Source organism: Actinophytocola sp. (genome assembly GCF_050699915.1).
In the GTDB taxonomy this organism is placed as follows: Bacteria; Actinomycetota; Actinomycetes; order Mycobacteriales; family Pseudonocardiaceae; genus Actinophytocola.
Map to the genome: position 1 here is coordinate 1 of NZ_JBOHGA010000066.1, position 22321 is coordinate 22321.

At 71.9% G+C, this 22321-nt stretch carries 21 protein-coding genes and 1 pseudogene; 12 read left to right on the forward strand and 10 right to left on the reverse strand.

From position 1 onward, the window contains the following. The 3 genes from ACRDSK_RS14500 to ACRDSK_RS14510 all read left to right on the forward strand — a co-directional run. On the forward strand, positions 1 to 1021 hold a 1021-nt coding region (locus tag ACRDSK_RS14500; RefSeq protein ID WP_431441251.1), incomplete at its 5' end, for a winged helix DNA-binding domain-containing protein. A 55-nt stretch (positions 1022 to 1076) separates the two neighbouring features. After that, positions 1077 to 2930: a DNA helicase RecQ gene (recQ, locus tag ACRDSK_RS14505; RefSeq protein WP_431441253.1), complete on the forward strand. Its 1854-nt coding sequence runs from the start codon at positions 1077 to 1079 to the stop codon at positions 2928 to 2930. A gap of 8 nt (positions 2931 to 2938) precedes the next feature. After that, a complete protein-coding gene (locus ACRDSK_RS14510) occupies positions 2939 to 4132 on the forward strand; it encodes a M50 family metallopeptidase (RefSeq protein ID WP_431441255.1) in 1194 nt (397 codons plus the stop codon). Positions 4133 to 4150: 18 nt separating this feature from the next. On the opposite strand, the gene ACRDSK_RS14515 is transcribed toward ACRDSK_RS14510, so the two are convergent. Continuing rightward, the gene (locus tag ACRDSK_RS14515) at positions 4151 to 5113 is read right to left on the reverse strand and encodes an isoaspartyl peptidase/L-asparaginase family protein (protein ID WP_431441257.1); all 963 of its coding nucleotides are present in this window, start codon (positions 5111 to 5113) and stop codon (positions 4151 to 4153) included. Between the two features lie 53 nt (positions 5114 to 5166). Here ACRDSK_RS14515 and ACRDSK_RS14520 point away from each other — a divergent pair, with 53 nt between their 5' ends. The 3 genes from ACRDSK_RS14520 (at position 5167) to ACRDSK_RS14530 (ending at position 7838) form a co-directional block, all read left to right on the forward strand. Next, positions 5167 to 6090, forward strand: a complete 924-nt coding sequence (locus tag ACRDSK_RS14520; protein ID WP_431441258.1) for a LysR family transcriptional regulator — start codon at positions 5167 to 5169, stop codon at positions 6088 to 6090. Positions 6091 to 6278: 188 nt separating this feature from the next. Continuing rightward, a complete protein-coding gene (locus ACRDSK_RS14525) occupies positions 6279 to 7700 on the forward strand; it encodes an OFA family MFS transporter (RefSeq protein ID WP_431441260.1) in 1422 nt (473 codons plus the stop codon). 6 nt (positions 7701 to 7706) lie between these two features. Then, positions 7707 to 7838 carry an MFS transporter small subunit gene (locus tag ACRDSK_RS14530; RefSeq protein ID WP_431441261.1) on the forward strand — a complete coding sequence of 44 codons (132 nt, stop codon included), beginning with the start codon at positions 7707 to 7709 and terminating at the stop codon, positions 7836 to 7838. Here ACRDSK_RS14530 and ACRDSK_RS14535 read toward each other — a convergent pair. Together ACRDSK_RS14535 and ACRDSK_RS14540 are read right to left on the reverse strand one after the other, a co-directional pair. After that, positions 7807 to 8370: a TetR/AcrR family transcriptional regulator gene (locus ACRDSK_RS14535; protein WP_431441263.1), complete on the reverse strand. Its 564-nt coding sequence runs from the start codon at positions 8368 to 8370 to the stop codon at positions 7807 to 7809. The genes ACRDSK_RS14530 and ACRDSK_RS14535 overlap by 32 nt on opposite strands. Then, positions 8367 to 8687, reverse strand: coding sequence for a DMT family transporter (locus ACRDSK_RS14540; RefSeq protein ID WP_431441265.1), 321 nt, complete (start codon positions 8685 to 8687; stop codon positions 8367 to 8369). The genes ACRDSK_RS14535 and ACRDSK_RS14540 overlap by 4 nt, the downstream gene beginning before the upstream one ends. Before the next feature lie 122 nt (positions 8688 to 8809). On the opposite strand from ACRDSK_RS14540, the gene ACRDSK_RS14545 reads away from it, so the two are divergent. Next, the gene (locus tag ACRDSK_RS14545) at positions 8810 to 9958 is read left to right on the forward strand and encodes an L-talarate/galactarate dehydratase (RefSeq protein ID WP_431441267.1); all 1149 of its coding nucleotides are present in this window, start codon (positions 8810 to 8812) and stop codon (positions 9956 to 9958) included. 324 nt (positions 9959 to 10282) lie between these two features. Here ACRDSK_RS14545 and ACRDSK_RS14550 read toward each other — a convergent pair whose 3' ends face one another. The 3 genes and pseudogenes from ACRDSK_RS14550 to ACRDSK_RS14560 all read right to left on the reverse strand — a co-directional run bounded on the left by ACRDSK_RS14550 (position 10283) and on the right by ACRDSK_RS14560 (position 13165). After that, positions 10283 to 11254 carry an LLM class F420-dependent oxidoreductase gene (locus ACRDSK_RS14550; RefSeq protein ID WP_431441269.1) on the reverse strand — a complete coding sequence of 324 codons (972 nt, stop codon included), beginning with the start codon at positions 11252 to 11254 and terminating at the stop codon, positions 10283 to 10285. Beyond that, a pseudogene (locus tag ACRDSK_RS14555) lies at positions 11254 to 11801 on the reverse strand (type 1 glutamine amidotransferase domain-containing protein). The gene ACRDSK_RS14550 and the pseudogene ACRDSK_RS14555 overlap by 1 nt, the downstream one beginning before the upstream one ends. Positions 11802 to 11848: 47 nt before the next feature. Then, positions 11849 to 13165: an NAD(P)/FAD-dependent oxidoreductase gene (locus ACRDSK_RS14560; RefSeq protein ID WP_431441271.1), complete on the reverse strand. Its 1317-nt coding sequence runs from the start codon at positions 13163 to 13165 to the stop codon at positions 11849 to 11851. A 131-nt stretch (positions 13166 to 13296) separates the two neighbouring features. Between ACRDSK_RS14560 and ACRDSK_RS14565 the strand changes: the two genes are divergently transcribed. Then, positions 13297 to 13923 carry an alpha-ketoglutarate-dependent dioxygenase AlkB gene (locus ACRDSK_RS14565; RefSeq protein ID WP_431441273.1) on the forward strand — a complete coding sequence of 209 codons (627 nt, stop codon included), beginning with the start codon at positions 13297 to 13299 and terminating at the stop codon, positions 13921 to 13923. Between the two features lie 147 nt (positions 13924 to 14070). Here the strand turns inward: ACRDSK_RS14565 and ACRDSK_RS14570 are convergent, their stop codons facing one another. Then, a complete protein-coding gene (locus ACRDSK_RS14570; RefSeq protein ID WP_431441275.1) occupies positions 14071 to 15192 on the reverse strand; it encodes an epoxide hydrolase family protein in 1122 nt (373 codons plus the stop codon). A 63-nt stretch (positions 15193 to 15255) separates the two neighbouring features. Here ACRDSK_RS14570 and ACRDSK_RS14575 point away from each other — a divergent pair, with 63 nt between their 5' ends. Then, positions 15256 to 16215, forward strand: coding sequence for a helix-turn-helix transcriptional regulator (locus ACRDSK_RS14575; RefSeq protein ID WP_431441277.1), 960 nt, complete (start codon positions 15256 to 15258; stop codon positions 16213 to 16215). Here the strand turns inward: ACRDSK_RS14575 and ACRDSK_RS14580 are convergent. Then, positions 16212 to 16493 (reverse strand): metal-sensitive transcriptional regulator, encoded by a 282-nt coding sequence (locus ACRDSK_RS14580; RefSeq protein ID WP_431441278.1) that lies wholly within the window; start codon positions 16491 to 16493, stop codon positions 16212 to 16214. The two genes, ACRDSK_RS14575 and ACRDSK_RS14580, sit on opposite strands and share 4 nt — an antisense overlap. A gap of 61 nt (positions 16494 to 16554) precedes the next feature. Between ACRDSK_RS14580 and ACRDSK_RS14585 the strand changes: the two genes are divergently transcribed. Beyond that, complete coding sequence (locus ACRDSK_RS14585; protein WP_431441279.1) at positions 16555 to 17334, forward strand: alanyl-tRNA editing protein; 780 nt, start codon at positions 16555 to 16557, stop codon at positions 17332 to 17334. Between the two features lie 10 nt (positions 17335 to 17344). After that, the gene (locus tag ACRDSK_RS14590) at positions 17345 to 19087 is read left to right on the forward strand and encodes a gamma-glutamyltransferase family protein (RefSeq protein ID WP_431441281.1); all 1743 of its coding nucleotides are present in this window, start codon (positions 17345 to 17347) and stop codon (positions 19085 to 19087) included. Here the strand turns inward: ACRDSK_RS14590 and ACRDSK_RS14595 are convergent. Both ACRDSK_RS14595 and ACRDSK_RS14600 read right to left on the reverse strand, forming a co-directional pair. Further along, a complete protein-coding gene (locus ACRDSK_RS14595; protein WP_431441282.1) occupies positions 19084 to 20565 on the reverse strand; it encodes an aldehyde dehydrogenase (NADP(+)) in 1482 nt (493 codons plus the stop codon). The two genes, ACRDSK_RS14590 and ACRDSK_RS14595, sit on opposite strands and share 4 nt — an antisense overlap. 13 nt (positions 20566 to 20578) lie before the next feature. Beyond that, entirely contained in the window at positions 20579 to 21955 is a 1377-nt protein-coding gene (locus ACRDSK_RS14600) for a PLP-dependent aminotransferase family protein (RefSeq protein WP_431441294.1), read from the reverse strand. An 11-nt stretch (positions 21956 to 21966) separates the two neighbouring features. On the opposite strand from ACRDSK_RS14600, the gene ACRDSK_RS14605 reads away from it, so the two are divergent. Beyond that, on the forward strand, positions 21967 to 22266 hold the full coding sequence (locus ACRDSK_RS14605; RefSeq protein WP_431441284.1) for a hypothetical protein: 300 nt from the start codon (positions 21967 to 21969) through the stop codon (positions 22264 to 22266). The last annotated feature ends 55 nt before the right edge of the window (positions 22267 to 22321 follow it).

Sequence of the window (22321 nt, forward strand, 5' to 3'; positions counted from 1 at the left end):
CGCCGGCACGCACGCGCAGGTGATGTCGGCCGCCGAGCTGGCGATCGGGCTGCGGCTCGACGGCGTGACGCGGGCGGACGTCCGGCACGCGCTGTGGACCGAGCGCAGCCTGGTGAAGACGTTCGGCCCGCGCGGCACCGTGCACCTGCTGCCCACCCGCGAGCTGCCGATGTGGGTCGGCGCGCTGTCCGCCGTGCCGTGGTCGAACCCCATGCCGCCCGACCTCCGGATGACGCCCGAGCAGACCGACGCGGTGCTGAACGCGATCGAGCACGCCGTCGCCGACGCCGAGCTGACCATCGACGAGCTCACCGACGCCATCGTCGCCGCGGTCGGCTCGTGGGCCGGCGACCCGGTGATGGACGCGTTCCAGGGCAAGTGGCCGCGCTGGCGGCAGATCACGCATCTCGCCGGGATGCGCGGCGTGCTGTGCTTCGGTCCCAACCGCGGCCGCAACGTCACCTACACCAACCCGCGCCGCTGGCTGCCCGACCTCGCGCCGGCGCCGCGCGCGGTGCCCGAGGTGCTCGACCGCTACCTGCACGCGTTCGGCCCCTCGACTCCCGAACGGTTCGCCAACTGGCTCGTCGCCCCGCCGGCCTGGGCGAAGCAGGTGTTCGACGCGGCCGAGCTCGAACCTGTCGAGGTCGAGGGCGAGGTTGCTTGGGTGAGCAAGGGCGACACCGACTTCCCGGACGACCCGCCGCGCGGCCTGCGGCTGCTGCCCTACTTCGACGCCTACGCCTACTCGGTCGGCAACGACAAGGCCCGGCTCTACCCGGGTGTCGCCGCCGAGCGGGCCGCGGGCAACTTCCAGGTGTTGCTCGTCGACGGCGTGGTCGGCGGCATCTGGCACCAGCGCCGCTCGGGCCGGCGGCTCCGGGTCACCGTCGAGCCGTTTGCTCGGCTGAGCAAGGCACGGCTGGCAAAGCTGGACGAGCAGGTCGACCGGGTCGGCGCGATCCTCGAGGGCACGCCCGAGTTGACCATCGGCGAGGTGACGGTCGGCGGACACGCCTAGACGGGCTATGGACAGCTCCGGGGAACCGTCGGTGCCCGCCCATAGAATCGCCCGCGTGACTGTCCCCGCCGACTCCTCCGCCGTTCCGCCCGCCGATCCCCACGCGCAGCTCGCCATCGACACGCTGCGCCGCGTGTTCGGCTACGACGCCTACCGCGGGGACCAGCAGGAGATCATCGACCACGTCGTGGGCGGCGGCGACGCGCTCGTGCTGATGCCGACCGGCGGCGGCAAGTCGCTCTGCTACCAGATCCCCGCGCTGGTCCGCGAGGGCGTCGGCGTCGTGGTCTCGCCGCTCATCGCGCTGATGCAGGACCAGGTCGACGCGCTCACCGCGCTCGGCGTACGGGCCGGTTTCCTCAACTCCACGCAGGACTTCGAGCAGCGCCGCGAGGTCGAGGCCGCCTTCCTTTCCGGCGAGCTCGACCTGCTATACCTCGCGCCGGAGCGGCTCAAGGTCGAGTCCACGCTACGGCTGCTCGACCGCGGCACGATCGCGCTGTTCGCCATCGACGAGGCGCACTGCGTCGCCCAGTGGGGCCACGACTTCCGGCCCGACTACCTGGCGCTCTCGGCGCTGCACGAGCACTGGCCGAACGTGCCGCGCATCGCCCTCACGGCCACGGCCACCGAGGCCACCCGCAAGGAGATCGCGACCCGGCTCGACCTGACATCGGCACGGCACTTCGTGTCCAGCTTCGACCGGCCCAACATCCAGTACCGGATCGTCGCGAAGAACAAGCCCGAGCAGCAGCTGCTCGAGCTGCTGTCCACCGAGCACAAGGGCGACGCGGGCATCGTCTACTGCCTGTCTCGCGCCTCGACCGAGCGCACCGCCGCCAACCTGACCCAGAACGGGATCGAGGCGCTGCCCTACCACGCGGGGCTCGACGCCCGGACCCGTGCGGCGAACCAGTCGCGGTTCCTCCGCGAGGACGGCCTGGTGGTCGTCGCGACGATCGCGTTCGGCATGGGCATCGACAAGCCGGACGTGCGGTTCGTCGCACACCTCGACCTGCCCAAGTCGGTCGAGGGCTACTACCAGGAGACCGGTCGCGCGGGCCGCGACGGGCAGCCGTCGACCGCGTGGCTGGCCTACGGTCTGCAGGACGTCGTGCAGCAGCGGAAGATGATCGCCACCTCGGAGGGCGACGACGCGCACCGGCGGCGGCTCGGCGTGCACCTCGACGCGATGCTGGCGCTGTGCGAGACCGTCGAGTGCCGGCGGGTGCGCCTGCTCAACTACTTCAGCGAGCGCGCGGAGTCGTGCGGCAACTGCGACACCTGCCTGTCGCCGCCCGAGTCGTGGGACGGCACGGTGCCCGCGCAGAAGGTGCTCTCGGCGGTGTACCGGCTCGACCGCGAGCGCCGGCAGAAGTTCGGCGTCGGGCACGTCGTGGACATCCTGCTCGGCCGCACGACCGCGAAGGTCACCCAGTTCGGCCACGAGTCGCTGACGGTGTTCGGCGTCGGCACGGAGCTGTCCGAACCCGAGTGGCGCGGCGTCGTACGGCAGCTGCTCGCACAGGGGGTGCTGACCGTCGAGGGCGACCACGGCACGCTGGTGCTGACCGAGACGAGCGCCGAGGTGCTCGGCAAGCGGCGCGAGATCCGGCTGCGCCACGAGCCGAAGCGCGCCGCCCGCACGTCCTCGCGCGGCAAGTCGGCCGCCGCCCAGGCCGAGCTGCCCGAGCAGGCCAAGCCGGTGTTCGAGCGCCTGCGTGCCTGGCGCGCCGCGACGGCGAAGGAGCAGGGCGTCCCGGCCTACGTGATCTTCCACGACGCCACCCTGCGCCAGATCGCCACCGAGTCCCCGTCGACTCTCGCGCAGCTGGGCTCGGTCAGCGGAGTCGGCGAGAACAAGCTGGCGAAGTACGGCCAACAGATACTTGACGCCCTCGCTGCCTAAGCTCGCTCATGGCCTACGTCATCGGTGTCACGCTGTTCGCTCTGGGCATCGGCATCTCGCTCGCGCTGCACGAGGCCGGGCACCTGCTCGCCGGCAAGGCCTTCGGCATGAAGGTGCGCCGGTACTTCGTGGGCATCGGGCCGACCCTGTTCTCCTTCCGTCGCGGCGAGACCGAGTACGGGCTGAAGGCGTTGCCGTTCGGCGGGTTCTGCGACATCGCCGGCATGACGACCCTCGACGAGCTCACGCCCGACGAGGAGCGGCGGGCGATGTGGAAGCAGCGGACGTGGAAGCGCGTCACGGTGATGCTGGCCGGCCCGATCACGCACTTCGCCCTCGCGTTCGGGGTGCTCTACCTGCTGGCGTCGACGCTGGGCCTGCCCAACCTCGCGGAGAAGCCGGTCGTGTCGCAGGTGTCGAGCTGCGTGTCCGACGCGCGCACCAACGAGCAGCTCGCCAACCCGACCTGCCCGCCCGGCGCCTTGGGCCCGGCGCAGGCCGCCGGCATCCGGCCCGGTGACGAGATCGTCGCGGTCGGCGGCACCGCCACCCCGACGTGGACCGAGATGGTCGCCGCGGTCCGGGAGTCGGGCGGCCCCACCGCGTTCGACGTGCGCCGCGGCGAGGAGACCCTGCGCCTCACGGTCGACGTGCCCACGCTCGACCGCCCCGGCGCGCAGACCGCGGTCGGCGTCGCCGGCGTGTCCGCGACGACGTCGTTCGCCTACGGCCCGCTCGAGGCGTTCGGCGCCACCGCGAGCTTCTCGGCCGACATGATCGGCCAGACCGCGGTCAAGCTCGCCGAGTTCCCGCAACGCATCCCGGCCGTCGTCAGCGCGATCTTCGGCGCCGAGCGCGACCCGGACACGCCGGTCAGCGTGGTCGGCGCGAGCCGGATCGGCGGCGAGGCCGTCGAGGCGGGGCTGTGGCACCTGTTCTTCCTGCTGCTCGCGGGGCTCAACTTCTTCATGGGCGTGTTCAACCTGCTGCCGCTGCTGCCACTGGACGGCGGCCACATCGCGGTGATCGGCTACGAACGCGTCCGCAACTGGCGCCGCGTTCGCCGGGGCAAGACCGCCGCCGCGCCGGTCGACTTCACCCGACTGTCGACGGTGACGATGGTGCTGGTCCTCATCGGCGGCGCGGTCATGCTGCTGACGATCACCGCGGACATCGTGAACCCGATCCGCCTCACCCAGTGACGCGACCTCGCTCCGCTTTCACCCAGTAGCAGGCGTCTCGTCGTCGTAGACGCGCGTGACGATCGAGCCGTCGCGGGTCAGGTAGCCGTTGACGATGCCCTCGCTGCTGTGCGGCGTGGCGAGTGCGCCGGCCGGATCGAGGGCGATCGCGCCCCCGGTCGCGCCGAGGGCCGGGATCTTCTCGAGGAGCACCGTGCGCGCCGCGTCGGCGACCGTCGCGCCGGTGTAGTCCATCAGCGCGGCGACGTCGTACGCGGCGACCCCGCGCAGGAACACCTCGCCGACGCCCGTGCAGGACACCGCGACAGTGCGGTTGTCGGCGTAGGTGCCCGCGCCGATCACCGGCGAGTCGCCGACCCGGCCGGGCAGCATGTTGGTCATCCCGCCCGTCGAGGTGGCCGCCGCGAGGTCGCCCGCCGCGTCGACCGCCACCGCGCCCACGGTGCCGCCGCTACCGTCACCGCGACCGGCCTGCTTGGCCGCGAGCAGCAGGTCCCACCGCCGCTGCGTGAAGAAGTAGTCCTGAGTGGAGTGCGGCACGCCGTGGCGCAGCGCGAACTCCTCGGCGCCCGCGCCCGCCAGCAGCACGTGGTCGGACCGCTCCAGCACCAGGCGTGCCAGCGAGACCGGGTTGGCGACGTGCCGCACGCCGGTCACCGCGCCGGCGGCCAGGTCCCGGCCGTTCATGATCGAGGCGTCCAGCTCGTGGCCGGCGTCGGCGGTGAAGGCCGCGCCTCGTCCGGCGTTGAAGCACGGTGCGTCCTCGAGCACCCGCACGGCCGCCTCGACCGCGTCGAGGCTCGACCCGCCGCCGCCGAGCTCCCGCGAACCCGCGCGCAGCGCCTCGGTCAGCCCGTCGTGGTAGGCCCGCTCGCGCTCGCCCGAGAGGCTGCCGCGCGGCACCGTGCCGGCCCCGCCGTGCACCGCGATGACGACGTCGCGAGGCGTCGAACCGCCTGGTCCGGATGGGTCGGCGGGCATCTGATCAAGCTACTCGGCTTTACCTTCGGCCGTTTTGCGGGTATCTCTTGGCCATGTTGCTGCGCCAGCTGGAGTACCTGAGCGCGCTGGCGCGCGAGGCCCACTTCGGGCGGGCCGCCGAGGCTTGCCACGTCTCCCAGCCGGCGCTGTCCGCCGCGATCCGCAAGCTCGAGGCCGAGCTCGACGTCCAGATCGTCCAGCGCGGGCAGCGGTTCGAGGGCTTCACTCCCGAGGGCAAGCAGGTCCTGCTGTGGGCGCACCGGATCCTCGCCGAGCAGGACGCGATGCGCCACGAGCTCGCGAGCATGCGCGGCGGGCTGTCCGGCATGCTGCGCATCGGCGCCATCCCCACCGCGCTGGCCGTCGCCTCGCTGCTCACCACGCCGCTCGCCGAGCAGCACCCGCAGGTGCGCGTGTCGATCGAGTCGCTGTCCTCGCGGGAGATCGTGCACCGGTTGGCCGAGTTCGACCTCGACATCGGCATCACCTACGTCGACGGCGAGCCGCTCGGCACCGTCCGCGTCGTGCCGCTCTACCGCGAGCGCTACCTGCTCCTCACTCCCGCCGATGGCCGGTTCGCCCACCACCAGACGGTCGGCTGGGAGGAGCTCGCGGACACGCCGCTGTGCATGCTCTCGACGGTCATGCAGAACCGGCGGATCATCGACCGGAACTTCGCCGAGGCCGGCGTGACCGTGACCCCGTCGATCGAGGCCGACACGGTCTCCGCGATCTACGCCCACGTGACCACCCTGCGCTGGTCCAGCGTGATCGCCCACGCGTGGCTGCACGTGTTCGGCGTCCCGGAGGGGCTGCGGGTCGTACCGCTCAAGCGCCCGCGCCGCGCGCACCAAGTAGGCCTCGTCCTCGCCGACCGCGAACCGGAGCCGATGCTCGCCCGCGCCCTGCTGGACGCCACGCACCAGGTCGACCTCCAGGCCGTCCTCGACGGCCTCCTCCAGCGCCACCTGACCTGAGATTTTCGCGAATCCCGACAATATCCATCAAACCAGGACAGATCACCGTGGGTGATAAACCACGGTGATGGGTCGATAACTCAGATTGTTTTGACCCTCAACGACCTGGGTACGTAGCGTCTGGATACTGCATGCACTGCGCTGCGGGGTCCACTCGGGACACTCCGGACTGCACATGGAGGTGCGTCTTGGCGCTGTCGTTCCTGGATCGCGAACACACGGTCGCCGGCCCCGGCTACAGCCGCTGGCTGATCCCGCCCGCCGCCCTCGCCATCCACCTCTGCATCGGACAGGCCTACGCAACGAGCGTGTACAAGAACGCGCTGGTGGCCCACTTCGACACCAGCCTCACCGCGATCGGCGTCATCTTCTCCATCGCGATCGTGATGCTGGGCCTCTCGGCCGCGGTCATGGGCACCTGGGTCGAGCGGGCCGGGCCCCGCGCGGCGATGTTCACCGCGGCCTGCTTCTGGGGCGCCGGCTTCCTGATCGCCTCGCTCGGCGTCGCCACGACGCAGCTCTGGCTGGTCTACCTGGGCTACGGCTTCTTCGGCGGCATCGGCCTCGGCATCGGCTACATCTCCCCGGTGTCGACGCTGATCAAGTGGTTCCCCGACCGCCCGGGCCTCGCGACCGGCATGGCGATCATGGGCTTCGGCGGCGGCGCGCTCATCGCCTCGCCGCTGTCCCGCCAGCTGATGGCCCTCTACGACCCCGACTACGACGCGTCGGTCGCGTCCTCGGTCGCGTCCGGCGACGCGGTGGCGAAGCTGTTCCTCACCCTGGGCGTCGTCTACTTCGTCGTGATGATGTTCGGCGTCTTCAACGTCAAGGTGCCCGCGCCGGGCTGGCGGCCCGCCGGTTTCGACCCGGCGAAGCTCGAGGCCAAGCCACTGGTCACCTCGGCCAACGTGTCCGCCTCGAACGCGATCAAGACCCCACAGTTCTGGCTGTTGTGGACGGTGCTGTTCTGCAACGTGACCGCCGGCATCGGCATCCTCGAGCAGGCGAGCCCGATGATCCAGGACTTCTTCCGCGAAGGCGGCGAGTCCAGCGTGGCGGTCACCGCCGCGACCGCGTTCGTCGGCCTGCTGTCGCTGTTCAACATGGCCGGCCGGTTCGTCTGGTCGTCCACATCGGACTTCCTGGGCCGCAAGCCGACCTACGTGATGTACCTCGGCGTCGGCATGATCCTCTACGTGCTGCTCGCCGTGGCCGGGCACAGCGCCACCGCGGTGTTCGTGTTGCTGGCCGGCATCATCATCTCCTTCTACGGCGGCGGTTTCGCCACCGTGCCGGCCTACCTGCGCGACCTGTTCGGCACCTACCAGGTGGGCGCGATCCACGGCCGGCTGCTCACCGCGTGGTCGGCCGCCGGCGTCGCCGGGCCGCTGATCATCAACGGCTTCCTCGACGCGCGCGGCAAACCCGGCGAGCTGGAGTACGCCGACTACCGGGCGGCGCTGTTCACGATGGTCGGCGTGCTCGCGATCGGTTTCGTCGCGAACCTGTTGATCCGCCCGGTCGCCGAGCGGTTCCACGAGTCGGCCGACCACACCGACGCGTTCGCCGAGGCGGCGACGTCGACCAGCCCCAGCGGGCGGAGGTAGCACGACATGTCCGAACCCACGACCCCTTCTGGCACACCGACCGCGCGACTGGTCGTCTCCTGGTTCGTCGTCGGAGTCCCACTGGTGTACGGCCTGTACATGACGATCAAGTCGGTTCTCCCGCTGTTCGGCGGCTGAGCAGCTCCCGGACTCCGGCGCGCAGGCCGGCGGAGTCGAGGTCGTCGCCGGTCACCAGGGCGTGCAGCATCGCGCCGTCCACCAGGGCGGCGAGGGCGAACCCGCGCTCCGGGCCGCCCGCGAGCCGCGCGCAGATCCCGCGCAGGCCGTCGATCCAGAGCTCGGCGTGCGGGCGCAGCTGCGTCGTGCGGGCCGCGGCCAGGCACAGCTCGTACTCGACCAGCGCCCGCTCGCGGTCGGCGAGGTAGCCGCGGGCCAGCTCCACGAACGCGGTGGGCAGGTCGTCGCTCGCGGTCAGCTCCTCGGCCCATGCCTCGAGCCCGGCGCGCGCGTTCTCGGTCGCCTCCCGCAGGGCTGCCGCCACGAGGTCGTCGAGCGTCGGGAAGTAGTAGGTCGTCGAGCCGAGCGGGACCCCGGCCCGGGCCGCGATCCGCCGGTGGGTCACCTGCCCGATGCCCACCTCCGCGATCGTCTCGACCGCCGCGTGCACGATCGCCCGACGCCGGCCCTCCGGATCCCTGCGGGGACTCAATGCGCGCCGCCGATGTTGAGCGTGACGACGCCGCCGATCACCAACAGCACGCCGGCCACCTTGGCGACCGTGAGCGACTCGTGCAGGAACACCACGCCGATCGACGCGATCGCCGCGGTGCCCAGGCCGGACCACATCGCGTACGCCACGCCGACCGGCACGTGTCGCACGGTCAGCGCCAGCAGGGCGAACGCGGCGACGTACCCGGCGACGCAGCCGACCGTGGGCCACAGCCTGGTGAACCCGTCGGTGGCCTTGAGCATGCTGGTGGCCACGACCTCCAAGGCGATCGCCAGCAGCAGGAACACGTACGGCACGGCACGCCTCCTCTCATGTACGTCTGTACATGAACAAATGTACATGACGAATGCCACTAGCAACGGAAGTGTCGACGCGGTACAACTGAACGCTCCCCCAACCCCCTCGAGGAGATCTACGCGTGCCCGAAGCCCCCGCCGCCCCAACCGCCCCCAGCGGGGACCGCATCGACCGCGTCCGGCTCTCGCTTGTCTTCCTGCCGCTCACCGCGCCGGTCAGCGACACCAGGGTCGCCGGCCGGCAGCAACCGCTGACCGAGGTGGCCTTCCTGTTCGCCGAGGTCGGCACCGTCGACGGGTTGCGCGGTCTCGGTTTCAGCTACGCGAAGCGCGCCGGCGGGCCCGCGCTCTACGCGCACGCCAAGGAGATCGCGCCGCAACTGCTCGGCGAGGACCCCAACGACACCGGTCGGATCTGGGAGAAGCTCGCGTGGGCGGGCGCGTCCGTCGGGCGCGGTGGCATCGCGGCACAGGCGATCGCCGCGGTCGACATCGCGTTGTGGGACCTGAAGTCCCGGCGTGCCGGGCTGCCGCTCGCGAAGCTGCTCGGCGCGTACCGCGACGCGGTCCGGTGCTACACGGGGCTGACGTCCACGCCGATCACCGAAGTGGTCGACAACGCCCAGCGCGCGCTGGGCGCCGGCGTCGGCGGCATCATGCTCCGGCTGGGCCAACCGGACCCGACCGCCGACCTCGAGCGGCTGCGGGTGCTGCGCGAGCGCCTCGGCGACAGCGTGCCGATGATGGTGGACGCGAACCAGCAGTGGGACCGGCCGACCGCGCACCGGATGGGCCGCGTGCTGGAGCGGTTCAACCTGCTGTGGATCGAGGAGCCGCTGGACGCGGGGGACACGGCCGGCCACGCCGCGCTGGCCGCGGCGCTGGACACGCCGATCGCGACCGGCGAGACGCTGACGAGCCTGACCGAGCACGCGCAGCTGATCGCCGCGGACGCCAGCGACATCGTTCAGCCGGACGCGCCGCGGATCGGTGGCATCACGCCGTTCCTGCGAATCGCGGCGCTTGCCGACCACAAAGGACTGTCGCTGGCGCCGCACTTCGCGATGGAGGTGCACCTGCACCTGGCCGCCGCCTACCCCCGCGCGACGTGGGTCGAGCACGTCGACTGGCTGGAACCCCTGTTCAACGAACGCATCGAGCCCCGCGGTGGCCGGCTGCACCTCCCGGACCGCCCCGGCCTCGGCCTGACGGTGAGCCAGAAGGCGGTCGCGTGGACGACCGACCACATCGAGTTCACCGAGACCGCGTAGCCCACCACTCGTCGGCGAGGATCGCGTAGGCGAGCTCGTCCCGCCACCCCCCTTGATCCACCGGGTACCTCGAAGATGACCCTCGCGGCGCATGCCCAGCCGCTCCATCAGCCGCGCCGAGGCGAGGCTGTCGCCGTCCCGGACGATCTCGCGCTCGGCCATCATGCCGCGGACCGACGTCTCGGCCCCGGCTCGGTCGCGCGGCTCGCGCAACATGTGTCGGGCGACCTCCGGCAGCCGCTGGAACGCCCAGACGTCGTCGACGTCCGAGAGCTCGAACGGTCGGAGCAGCAGCCGGTCGGTGCGGAGGCGCACCCGTCGAACCTAGTTGGCCGCCTCGTTCAGAGCCGGCAGCAGGCGGTCGCGGGCGAACTCGACGAAGCCGTCCTGGTGCTCGCCGCCGATCTGGACCAGGGCGAGGTGCGTGAAACCCGCCTCCCAGAAAGGTTTCGCGGCCGCGACGATCGGGTCGGGGTCCGGACCGCACGGGATGTTCTGCGCCACGTCGTCCTCGGTGACGAACTGCGTCGCCGCCGCGAACGCCGACGGGCCCGGCAGCTCGGCGTTGACCTTCCAGCCGCCGGCGAACCAGCGGAACTGCTCGTGCGCGCGGCGGACGGCCGCGTCGCGGTTCGGGTCCCAGCACACCGGCAGCTGCGCGATCTTCGCGGACTCCGCCTTGTGCAACGAGTTCCACGAACCGACCAGGTCCGCGTCCGGCTCCACGGCGATCATCGCGTCGGACAGCGGCGCGAAGTGCTCCACCGACTGCGCGCCGGACACGGCGGTCGCGATCGGCACCCGCGTCTCCGGCAGGTCCCACAGCTTCGCCGAGTCGACCCGGAAGTGGTCACCGGCGTAGTTGACGTAGCCGCCCTGGAACAGCTCGCTGATGATCTGCAGCGCCTCGACCAACATCTCGTGCCGGACGTTCACCGGTGGCCAGCCGCGGCCGACGACGTGCTCGTTGAGGTTCTCGCCGGCGCCGAGACCGAGCGTGAACCTGTTGCCGGACAACAACTGCACGGTCGCCGCCTGCTGCGCGACCACGGCCGGGTGGTAGCGCATGATCGGACATGTCACGTAGGTCATCAGCTCGACCCGTTCGGTCGCCTGGGTCACCGCGCCGAGCACGCTCCACGCGTTGGGCGCGTGCCCCTGCTCGTCGAGCCACGGGAAGTAGTGGTCGCTCATCACCTCGAAGTCGAAGCCGGCGCGCTCCGCCTCGGCGGCGAAGCGCACCAGCTCACGCGGACCTGCCTGCTCGGTCATCAGGGTGTAGCCGAAGGCGACCATCAGACGTGCACGCCCTCCGCGATCTCCTCGACCGCCTTGGCGCAGAAGGCGTCCAGGTCACCCGGGTTGCGGCTGGACACCAGGCCCTGGTCCGTGACGACCTCCTTGTCGACCCACGTGGCGCCCGCGTTGCGCAGGTCGGTCCGCAGGCTCGGCCAGGACGTCATCGTGCGTCCCCGCACCACGTCGGCCTCGGCCAGCACCCAGCCGCCGTGGCAGATCACCGCGACCGGCTTGCCGGCCGCCACGAGCTCCTTGACGAAGCGCACCGCGCGCTCGTCCGCCCGGATGAAGTCGCCGTTGGCCACCCCGCCGGGCAGCACCAGCGCGTCGTACGCGTCCGCGTGGGCGTCGTCGATCGCCGTGTCGACCGGCTTGCGGTCGCCCTTGTCCAGATGGTTGAACGCCTGGATCTCCCGGACTCCAGGGAGATCAGCTCCGGCCGGCCGCCGGCCTCGGTGATCGCCTGCCACGGCCGGTCCAGCTCGACCTGCTCGACTCCGTCGGTGGCCAGGAACGCCACCCTCTTGCCGTCGATCGCGGGCATGGCACTCACTCCTCCCACATGTGCTCGCCTGTTCGCCGGCTCGCGGCTTACCCGGTCCCGCTGCCGGCAAACCCGTCCACCCGCGGCAGCGCGTCGGTCTCCCCCAAGGTGATGCCGGCCTCCGGGACAAGTCCGAAGTGGACTATCTGGCGCCTGGTCAGCACGTCGGCGGTCCAGTCGAACACCACCCGCAGCCGGTTGGTGGGCAGCGCCAGCAGGTGGTAGCCGCGCGTGACGACCTTCGCCGGCCAGCCGCTCAGCGGTACCTGCAGCGGGTTGGCCACCGCCTGCGCGCCGGCGAGGTCGACGACGAACCCGAGGTCGCGGTGCTTGTACCGCTTGCGTCGACCCTTGCCGAGCGACGCGGCGACGTTGATCGCGGCGACGCGGCCCTGGCGTTCGGCGTGCTGCGCGGTCATCGGCGTGATCTCGCCGGGGCGGGTGAGGTCGGGCACCGCGGCCACGTCGCCGGCGGCGAACACGTCCGGATGACCGGGCACGGTCAGGAACTCGTCGGTGCCGAGCCGACCCTGCGTGGTGGGCAGGTCGAGCGGCTCGACCAGCGGGTCCGGCCGCACGCCGACGCACCAGGCGACCGTGCGGGTGGGAATCTCGGTGCCGTCGGTGAGGCGCACGCAGGTCGGGGTGACCTCGGTGACGCTGGTGCCGAGCCGGACCTCGATGCCGCGCTTCTCGAGGATCCGGTGGGCGGGTCGGGACAGCCGCTGGTCGAGGTTGGGCAGCACGCGGTCGGCCGAGTCGAGCAGGATCCACCGGGCGTTCAGCGTCGGGTTCTTCGTCTGGCGGATGGCCTGGCGGGTGAGCTCCTTGCCCTGTGCGGCCAGCTCGGTTCCGGTGTAGCCGGCGCCGACCACGACGAACGTGGCGCGCTCCGCCCGCTCGCCCTCGTCGTCGGTTAGCTCGGCGAGCTCCAGCTGGTGCAGGATGTGGTCGCGAAGGTAGATGCTCTCGGCGATGGACTTGAACCCCTTGGCGTGCTTGGCGACGCCCGGGATGGAGAGCAGCCGGGTCACGCTGCCGGCCGTGATGACCAACCGGTCCCAGGTGAGATCGCGCCGGCCGCCCTCGACGTCCACGACGGTGACCGTCTTGGCGGCGAGGTCGATGTCGGTGACGTTGCCGAGCACCGTGCGCGTCCTGGGCAGCTTGGTGCGCAGCGGGATGGCGACCTGCCGCGGGTCGAGCGTGCCGCCCGCGACCTCGGGCAGCAGCGGGACGTACAGCATGTAGTCCGCGGGGTTGACCGCCATGATGTCGGCCTCCGGGAGGCGGCGCTCGAGCGTGCGCAGGCAGTGGTAGCCGGCGAAGCCGATGCCGACCACGAGCACCCTGGGTCGCGTCATGTTCGTGTTCCCACCCTCTTGTGTCGGCTGTATCCGGTCCCTGCGTACCCCTGAGTAGAGGTCTGAAATCCGGGTTCACACGATGCGGCGAGATTCGCTCGCATGTTCGATTTTCGAGGTAGGGTGAAGCCATGTCCGGTGTTGTGCAGGGTACCCTTCTCGGCGATCTAGAGGACGTCGGTCTGAGCTCGCTCGCCTCGACGAGGCGGACCGAGTTGGGCCAAGGCGCCTGGGTAGACGTGCGCCCCGGCTGGCTCACCGGGGCCGGCACGCTGTTCGAGCGCCTGGCCCGCGAGATCCCGTGGCGCGGCGAGCGCCGGCAGATGTACGACCGGGTCGTCGACGTCCCTCGCCTGCTCTGCTTCTACGACGAAGCGGACCTGTTACCCGACCCCGTCCTCGAAGAGGCCCGCACGGCGCTGTCGTCGTACTACGCCGAGGATCTCGGCGAGCCCTTTCGCACCGCGGGCCTGTGCTACTACCGGGACGGCCGAGACTCCGTCGCCTGGCACGGTGACCGGATCGGGCGGGGGAACACTGAGGACACGATGGTCGCGATCGTGTCGATCGGCGCGCCTCGGCCGTTGTTGCTGCGGCCTCGGGGCGGTGGGGAGGCGCTTCGGTTCTCGGTGGGGTTGGGCGACTTGCTGGTGATGGGTGGGTCTTGTCAGCGGACTTGGGAGCATGCGGTGCCGAAGACTCGGAAGACGGTTGGGCCGCGGATCAGTGTTCAGTTTCGGCCACGTGGGGTTCGGTGACTGCTTCGGCGGGTTGACCGGGGTAGCCGGTTGGGCCGGGGCGGTGTTGCGCGGGGTTGGGTTGGTTAGCGGAGTGCCTCCCGCCGACGTCCCTCGGCCCGGCTCTCCCCGGCCGCCGCCGGGCCTGTGCCCGGCGGCGGACTTCGCTCAGCGGAGGGAGTCGTAGAAGTCGCGGATGTCCTTCACCAGCGCGTCCGGGGCCTGGTGTGCGGCGTAGTGGCCGCCCACCTCGTACTCGTGCCACGACGCCACGTTCTTGTGATCTCGGTCGGCGAAGCGGCGGATCGACTTGAAGTCGTCTCCGAAGGTGGCCAGGGCGATCGGCACGGTGGTCGGTTCGGTGGCCGGCTGGGTGTGTGCGTTCTCGTAGTAGAAGCGGGCCGAGGACGCGGACGTGCGGGTGAACCAGTAGATCGACATGTTGGTCAGGGCGAAGTCGTCGCTCACGCCATCTCCGAAGAGTTGGCCGTTCCAACCGATCAACCCGACGGGCGAGTCGGCGAGGGCGTGGGCCAGCGTCTGCGGCTGCTGGCCCTGCATCTCCCCGAACGCGCCCATGTTCTCGTGGAACCACTTCAGGTGCTCCATCGCCGCGAGCTCGTCGGGCGTCATGCCCTCGAACTCCGCGGGATCGCCCGACGGGAACGCGAAGATCTGGGTCACGTGCACGCCGACCACGTGCTCGGCATCGGCCCTGCCGACCTCCGGCGAGATCATCGAGCCGCCGTCGTTGCCCACCGCCCCGTAGCGCTCGTAGCCGAGACGGCGCATCAGCTCCGCCCACACCTTCGCCACGCGCGGGACGTTCCAGCCGCGCGAACGGGTCGGGCCCGAGAAACCGAAGCCGGGAATCGACGGGATCACCAGGTCGAACGCCATCGCCGGGTCGAGGCCGTGCGCCCGCGGATCGCTCAGCGGGCCGATCACGTCCAGGTACTCCACGATCGAACCGGGCCAGCCGTGGGTCAGGACCAGCGGGAAGGCGTTGGGCTCCGGGGACCGCACGTGCAGGAAGTGCATGTTCTGGCCGTCGATCTCAGTGGTGAACTGGGGGTAGGAGTTGAGCCTGGCCTCCCACGCCCGCCAGTCGTACCCATCGAGCCAGTACGACGCCAGGCGCCGCACATAGGAAACAGCCACGCCGTAGTCCGAACCCGCGTCGGGCAGCTCCTCTGTCCATCTGGCACGCGCCAGGCGCTCCCGAAGATCGTCTAGGTCGGCCTGCGGGACGTCGATGCGGAAGGGGCGGATCTCGCTGCTGTTCGTCATGGTCACCACGCTAGACAGGCATTAGGCATAGTTCGTTCCTAATGAGCTGGCAGACTACGAACCATGTTGGAGACTTCGGCACGGCTGCTGCGACTGCTCTCGTTGTTGCAGTCGCAGCGGGAGTGGACCGGCGCCGAGCTCGCCGAGCGCCTCGGCGTCAGCCCACGAACCGTCCGCAACGACATCGAGCGCCTGCGCACCCTCGGCTACCCCGTGCACGCCACCCGCGGCTCGGTCGGCGGCTACCGCCTCGGCGCGGGAGCCGCGCTGCCCCCACTGCTGCTCGACGACGAGGAGGCGGTGGCCGTCGCCATCGGGCTGCGTACCGCTACCGGCGGCACGATCTCCGGCATCGAGGAGACGTCGCTTCGCGCGCTCGCCAAGCTCGAACAGGTCCTACCCTCCCGACTCCGCCGACGAGTCAACACGCTGCAGAGCTACACGATCCCCGTGCCCCGCTACGACGAACCACCAACCGTCACGCCCGAGGTGCTCACCACGGTGACCGCCGCCTGCCGGGACCGCGAGACGCTGCGCTTCGACTACCTCGACCGGGGCGGCGAGCCCTCCCACCGCCGAGCCGAGCCCTACCGGCTCGCGAACTGGGGACGACGCTGGTACCTGGTCGCCTACGACCTCGACCGGCAGGACTGGCGCACCTTCCGCATGGACCGCATGACGCCCCGGACCCCGACCGGACCGCGGTTCGCGCCACGCGAGCTGCCCGACGACGACCTGGCCGGCTACGTCTCCCGCCGCGTCTCGGCCGCGGGCTGGCGCCACCGGGCGCGGGTGACCGTGCACGCCCCGGCTGCGGAGGTCACCGAGCGGATCAACCCGTCGGTCGGCGTGGTGACCGCGATCGACGACCACACCTGCGTGCTCGACACCGGCGCCGACACCATCGAGACGCTCGCCGTCTACCTGGGTCTGCTCGGCCGCGACTTCGAGGTCACCGACCCGCCCGAGCTCGTCACACACCTGCGCGAGCTGGCCGAGCGCTACCGCCGCGCGACCGGCTAGGACCGCACCAGCCGGGCGATCGCGTCGCTCGCCTCGCGAACCTTGTCGTCGGCGTCCTTGCCGCCGTCGGTCAGGGCCTGTGCGACGCAGTGCCGCAGGTGCTCGTCCATCAACCCCAGCGAGACCGCCTGCAGCGCCTTCGTCGCCGCGGAGATCTGGGTCAGCACGTCGATGCAGTACTCGTCGTTCTCCACCATCCGCTGCAACCCACGGATCTGCCCCTCGATCCGACGCAGGCGCTTCAGGTAGCCGTCCTTGTCGCTGGTGTAGCCGCGCATCCGAGTACCCTTTCCGCCGTTGCCGTGCTCGACTGACAGTATACCCGAGGGGGGTAAGTTCATGGCCGTACCGGGCGAGAAGACCCCAGCTCCGCCGCCCCCGGAGCTCGCCGACACCGAGCTCTTCGCCACCGACGCCTACCGGCGCACCTTCGACAGCGCCGTCCTCGAGGTCGACCGCGACCAGGGCCGCGTCGCGCTGGCGCGGACCGCCTTCTACCCGGGCGGCGGCGGCCAGCCACACGACCTCGGCACGCTGCGCTGGGGCGCCGGCACCGCGCCGATCACCAAGGTCAAACGGGACGGTGGGCGCATCTGGCACTGGCTCGACACGCCCGAGCTGCCCGACACCGGCGCCGAGGTCTACGGCGAGCTGGACTGGGACCGCCGGCACATGCTGATGCGTACCCACACAGCCCTGCACATCCTCTGCGGCGTCATCTGGACCGAGTTCCACGTCGCCGTCACCGGCGGCAACATGGACCCCGGCAAGGGCCGGCTCGACTTCCCGCTGGAGAGCATGTCCACCGAGCTCGGCCAGAGCGTCGAGCGGCGGATCAACGAGGAGATCGCCGCCGCGCGCGAGGTCGTGGTCACCTTCCTCGGCCGCGAGGTCGCGGACGAGGATCCGGCACTCATCCGCACGTCGGCGAACCTGATCCCGGCCGAGATCGACCCGCTGCGGGTGATCGACATCGTCGGGCTCGACAAACAGGCCGACGGCGGCACGCACGTGCTCAGCACCGCCGAGGTCGGCTCGGTCGCGGTCACCGGCACGGAGTCCAAGGGCAAGGGCAACAAGCGCATCCGACTGGAGATCCGCCCGCCGGCCGCGGGGTAGCGTGAGGCGGGTGTTCACCACCCGTCCCGAACTGTCCGGCACCTTCGGCATGGTGGCCTCGACGCACTGGCTCGCGTCCGCCGCCGGGATGGCGGTGCTCGAACACGGCGGCAACGCCTTCGACGCCGCCGCGGCCGCCGGTTTCACCCTGCACGTCACCGAGCCGCACATGAACGGTCCGGGCGGCGAGGTGCCGGCGATCCTCGCCACCGCCGCCGACCCGACCCCGCGAGTCCTGTGTGGACAGGGGGTCGCGCCGGCGGCCGCCACGACCGAGCGGTTTCGTGAACTGGGTCTGGACCTGGTCCCCGGCACCGGGCTGCTCGCCGCCACCGTGCCCGGCGCGGTCGGCGCCTGGCTCACGCTCCTGCGCGACCATGGCACGCTCCCGCTGCGAGACATCCTGAGCTACGCCATCTCCTACGCCGAGCACGGCCACCCGGTCGCCGAGGCCGTCGTGCTCACGGTCCAGACCGTCGAGGAGCTGTTCTGCACCTACTGGCCCACCTCCGCCGCCCAGTGGCTGCCGGCCGCCCGGCCCGGCGAGCTCGTCCGCAACCCGGCCCTCGCCGCGACCTACCGGCGGCTCGTGGCCGAGGCGGAGGCCGCGGGCGCGGGCCGCGAGGCGCAGCTCGACGCCGCCATCCGGGCCTGGTACGAGGGCTTCGTCGCCGAGGAGCTGGACTCCTTCTGCCGCACCGAGATCCTCGACGACTCCGGCCGCTCGCACACCGGACTGCTCACCGGCGCGGACCTCGCGGCCTGGCGCCCCGGCTACGAGCCGACGGTGAGCCTCGACGCGTTCGGCTGGACCGTCCACAAGGCCGGCGCGTGGAGCCAGGGTCCCGTGCTGCTCCAGCAGCTCGCCCTTCTGCGCGAGCTCGGGGAGCCGCCGCCGCCGGGCAGCGCCGAGCTGATCCACCGCACGACCGAGGTCGCCAAGCTCGCCTTCGCCGACCGCGACGCCAACTACGGCGACGCCGAGGTCCCGCTGGACCGGCTGCTCTCCGCCGAGTACGCGGCCGAGCGCGCGACCCTGGTGACCGGCGACGCCGCCGCGCCGCTGCGGCCGGGCACGGGCCGGCTGCCCCGGTTCGTCACCGAGGGCGGCGAGGTCACGACGACCGGACTGGGCATCGGTGAGCCGACGCTGTCCCCGCTCGGCACCACCCGCGGCGACACGTGCCACATCGACGTCGTGGACCGGTGGGGCAACGCCATCTCCGCGACCCCGTCCGGCGGCTGGCTGCAGAGCTCGCCGACCGTGCCGTCGCTCGGCTTCTGCCTCGGCACGCGCGCGCAGATGTTCTGGCTCGAGGAGGGCCTGCCGAACTCGCTCGCGCCGGGCAAGCGCCCGCGCACGACGCTGTCGCCCTCGCTCGCCACCCGCGACGGCGAGCTCCTGTCGTTCGGCACCCCCGGCGGCGACCAGCAGGACCAGTGGCAGCTCGGGTTCCTGCTCAACCACGCGGGTCACGGCATGAACCTGCAGGAGGCGATCGACGCGCCCGCCTGGCACACCACCGCGTTCGCCTCGTCGTTCTACCCCCGGGCGACGGGCACCGAGCTGGTCGTCGAGTCCAGAGTAGACAGTTCGGTCCGGACGGAGCTCGCCCGCCGCGGGCACGAGGTCACGGTCGTGGAGCCGTGGTCGCTGGGCCGCCTGTCCGCGGCGTCGCGGGAGACCGCGACCGGCCGGCTGCGCGCCGCCGCCAACGCCCGCGGCATGCAGGGCTACGCGGTCGGACGCTAGCGCGGCGGCGTGAGCACGCCGTCCAGCCGGCGCGGGACGCCGAACGGGTTGCCGTCCCGCAGCACCTCCGGCAGCAGGTGTTGCGGCATGTTCTGGTAGGCCACCGGGCGCAGGAAGCGGCGCAGCGACGTGGTGCCCACGGACGTGTGCAGCGGAGCCGTCGTCGCCGGGTACGGGCCGCCGTGCTGCATCGCGTAGGTCACCGCGACCCCGGTGGGCCAGCCGTTCCACAGCACCCGACCAACCCGTGTGGACAGTTCGGCGACCAGCCGGGCGGCCGGCTCGTCGTCGCCCTCGCCGTGGACGGTCGCGGTCAGCTCGCCGGGGAACGAGCGTGCGCAGGCCAGCAGCTCGTCGGTCGAGGAGTAGCGCACCAGGACCGAGGTCGGGCCGAAGCACTCGGCGGTCAGCTCGTCGTGGTGCGCCAACAGGTCCGCCGCGGTCGTGCCGAGCAGCGCGGGCGCCGGCCCCTCGGCGCTGTCGGTGCCCGCGTGCAGCACGGACATCGCGGGGTGGCCGGCGAGTGCCGAGTGCACCCGCTGGTAACCGGCCGCGATCCGGTCGTTGAGCAGCCGGGCGGCGGCCCGCTCGGACAGCGCCGTGACCAGCCGCGCGGTGATGGACTCCGCCGCCCGCTCGGGCACGAACAGCAGGCCCGGCTTCGTGCAGAACTGGCCCATGCCCAGGGTGTACGAGCCGAGATAGCCGTCCGCGATCTCCGCCTCCCGGCTCGCCGCCGCGGACTCCGTCACGAACACCGGGTTCACGCTGCCCATCTCGGCGTAGAACGGGATCGGCTCCGGCCGCGAGCTCGCCAGGTCGAACAGCGTCCGCCCGACGGCCGTCGAGCCGGTGAACGCGCCGGCCTTGATCCGCGTGTCCAGCAGCGCCGCGCGGCCGGTCTCCTCGCCGTACACCACCGCGAAGCTGCCGGCCGGCAGTCCGGCGTCGGCGAGCGCGACGGAGACGGTCGACGCGGTCAGCGCGGAGAGCTCGGGGTGGCCCGGGTTCGCCTTGACCACCACCGGGCAACCGGCCGCGAGGGCCGCCGCGGTGTCGCCGCCCGCGACGCTGAACGCGAACGGGAAGTTGCTCGCCGCGAAGTTGAGGACGGGTCCGACCGGCCACAGCAGCCGGCGCATGTCCGCCCGACCGCCGGCCGGCCAGTCGGGGTCCGGCGAGTCGAGGGTGACCTCGAGGTAGCCGCCCTCGGCGACGGCCTCGGCCAGCAGCCGCAGCTGGAACGTGGCGCGACCGAGCTCCGCGACCAGCCGCGGCGTCATCGGGAGGTTGGTCTCCTTGCTCGCGAGCGGCACCAGCTCACCTGCCGCCGAGTCCACCGCGTCCGCGACCCGGCGCAGCGCCTCGGCCCGCCGGTCCGGGGCCAGGCCCGCCAGCTCGGCGCCCGCCTCGGCCGCCGCCGCGAGCAACGTTTCCAGCTCCGGTTCGGTCGTCGTCCTACCGGCCAGCGAGGTCATACCCGACCGTATCTCACGGCCAGCAGGCCGCGAGGCGGCGCAGCCCGGGTTCGATCCGGTCCAGCTCGATCGCGCCGAAGCCGAGCGCGAGCCCCGGTTCGCCGGGTCCGTCACCGTGGTAGGCAGCGAGGTCCTCCACGACCACGCCCGCCTCGGCCGCGCGGCGCACCAGCGCGTCGACGTCGACCGGCTCGCGCAGGTGCGCGGCCAGGTGCAGGCCGGCGCTGGACGGCACGACCGCCAGCCGGTCGGCGAAGTCGCGGCACAGGACCGCGGTGATCCGCTCGTGGCGGGCCGCGTACTCGCGGGTGGACCGGCGCAGGTGGCGGGCGAACAGGCCCTCGGTGAGGAACGCCGCCATCGCGCCCTGCGTGATGACGTCGCCCTGCCGGTCGGTGAGCCGCTTGGCCGTGCGTACGGCGGTTCGCAGCGACGGCGGCACCACGAGGAAACCCAGCCGCAGCATGGGCAGCATCGTCTTGGCGAACGAGCCGACGTAGATCACGCGGCGGCCGCGGTCGAGGCTGTGCAGCGGCTCGAGTGGACGGTCGGAGAAGCGGAACTCGCTGTCGTAGTCGTCCTCCACCAACACCGCGCCGTGCTCGTGCGCCCAGGCGAGCAGCGCCGTGCGCCGGTCGAGCGACATGGCCGTGCCGAGCGGGAACTGGTGCGACGGGGTGACGTAGACGAGGCTCGCCGCACGCGGGATCGCCGACACCACGAGGCCCTCACCGTCCACCGGCACGCCGGTGACCGTGGCGCCGAGCGAGGTGAACAGCGCGCGCACCGGCGGGTAGCCCGGTTCCTCGACGGCCACGCACGCGCCCGGCTCGACGAGCACCCGGCCGACGAGGTCGAGCGCCTGCTGCGCGCCCTGGGTCACCACGACGTCCGCCGTGTCCGCCCGTACCGAACGGGACAGCCAGATGTGCCGGGCGATGGCGGCTCGCAGGCCCGCGTGCCCGGCCGGGTCGACGTAGCTCGACGCGCGCACGCCCACGTCCCGCAGCTCGCGGGCGATCAGCCGGCGCCAGGCGGCCATCGGGAAGCGGTGCGCGTCGGGCACGCCGAGCTGGAAGTCGTAGCGCGCCGGCGGAGGCGGCGACGGCTCGTCCGTGAGAAGGCGCCACAGCGGGCGGACCGGGATCTCGCCGCCCGGCCGGTCGGGGCGAGCGGGGTCGGCCGGCGGGTTCGCGCACACGAACGTGCCCGCGCCGACCTTGCCCACCAGGAAGCCCTCGGCGGTGAGCCGCTCGTAGGCGACCGCGACCGTGTTGCGGGAGACCGCCAGGCTCGCCGCGAGCTCGCGGGTCGGCGGCAGCCGCTCCCCCGGGCCGAGCCGGCCCTCGATGATCGCCTCGTGGAGCTGGCGGTAGATCCGCGCGGGCAGGTCGCCGCACGGTGGCGGCCCTGCTCGTGCTGAACACGATGTCCATTGTGGTCTTCCAGGTGCAGGCCCGCCGGGTCACCGACCTCACCACCGCCGCGCGCCAGGTCCGCGCGGCCGGCGTGGTGCTGCTCGTGGCGTGCGTGATGTTCGCACTGTCCGCGCTCGGCTCGTCCGCGACGCTCGCCGTCGCCGTCCTCGTACTGGCCGCCGGGCTGCAGTCGCTCGGCTCGCTGTTCGTCGCCGCGGGCGTCGCGACGGTGCGGGCGGTGCGCGCGGCCCGCGCTCGGCTGCCCGAGAACTCTTTTGCGTAACGAAGATGGACTGGTGCACATTGTGCAACACGGCCGCTCCGCCGAGTTGACCAAC

Coding starts and splice junctions, on each gene's coding strand:
- ACRDSK_RS14515 (WP_431441257.1), bottom strand. CDS start 5,113: ATGCCCGCCGACCCATCCGGACCAGGCGGTTCGACGCCTCGCGACGTC.
- ACRDSK_RS14565 (WP_431441273.1), top strand. CDS start 13,297: ATGTCCGGTGTTGTGCAGGGTACCCTTCTCGGCGATCTAGAGGACGTC.
- ACRDSK_RS14510 (WP_431441255.1), top strand. CDS start 2,939: ATGGCCTACGTCATCGGTGTCACGCTGTTCGCTCTGGGCATCGGCATC.
- ACRDSK_RS14520 (WP_431441258.1), top strand. CDS start 5,167: ATGTTGCTGCGCCAGCTGGAGTACCTGAGCGCGCTGGCGCGCGAGGCC.
- ACRDSK_RS14575 (WP_431441277.1), top strand. CDS start 15,256: ATGTTGGAGACTTCGGCACGGCTGCTGCGACTGCTCTCGTTGTTGCAG.
- ACRDSK_RS14595 (WP_431441282.1), bottom strand. CDS start 20,565: ATGACCTCGCTGGCCGGTAGGACGACGACCGAACCGGAGCTGGAAACG.
- ACRDSK_RS14585 (WP_431441279.1), top strand. CDS start 16,555: ATGGCCGTACCGGGCGAGAAGACCCCAGCTCCGCCGCCCCCGGAGCTC.
- ACRDSK_RS14570 (WP_431441275.1), bottom strand. CDS start 15,192: ATGACGAACAGCAGCGAGATCCGCCCCTTCCGCATCGACGTCCCGCAG.
- ACRDSK_RS14530 (WP_431441261.1), top strand. CDS start 7,707: ATGTCCGAACCCACGACCCCTTCTGGCACACCGACCGCGCGACTGGTC.
- ACRDSK_RS14580 (WP_431441278.1), bottom strand. CDS start 16,493: ATGCGCGGCTACACCAGCGACAAGGACGGCTACCTGAAGCGCCTGCGT.
- ACRDSK_RS14550 (WP_431441269.1), bottom strand. CDS start 11,254: ATGGTCGCCTTCGGCTACACCCTGATGACCGAGCAGGCAGGTCCGCGT.
- ACRDSK_RS14560 (WP_431441271.1), bottom strand. CDS start 13,165: ATGACGCGACCCAGGGTGCTCGTGGTCGGCATCGGCTTCGCCGGCTAC.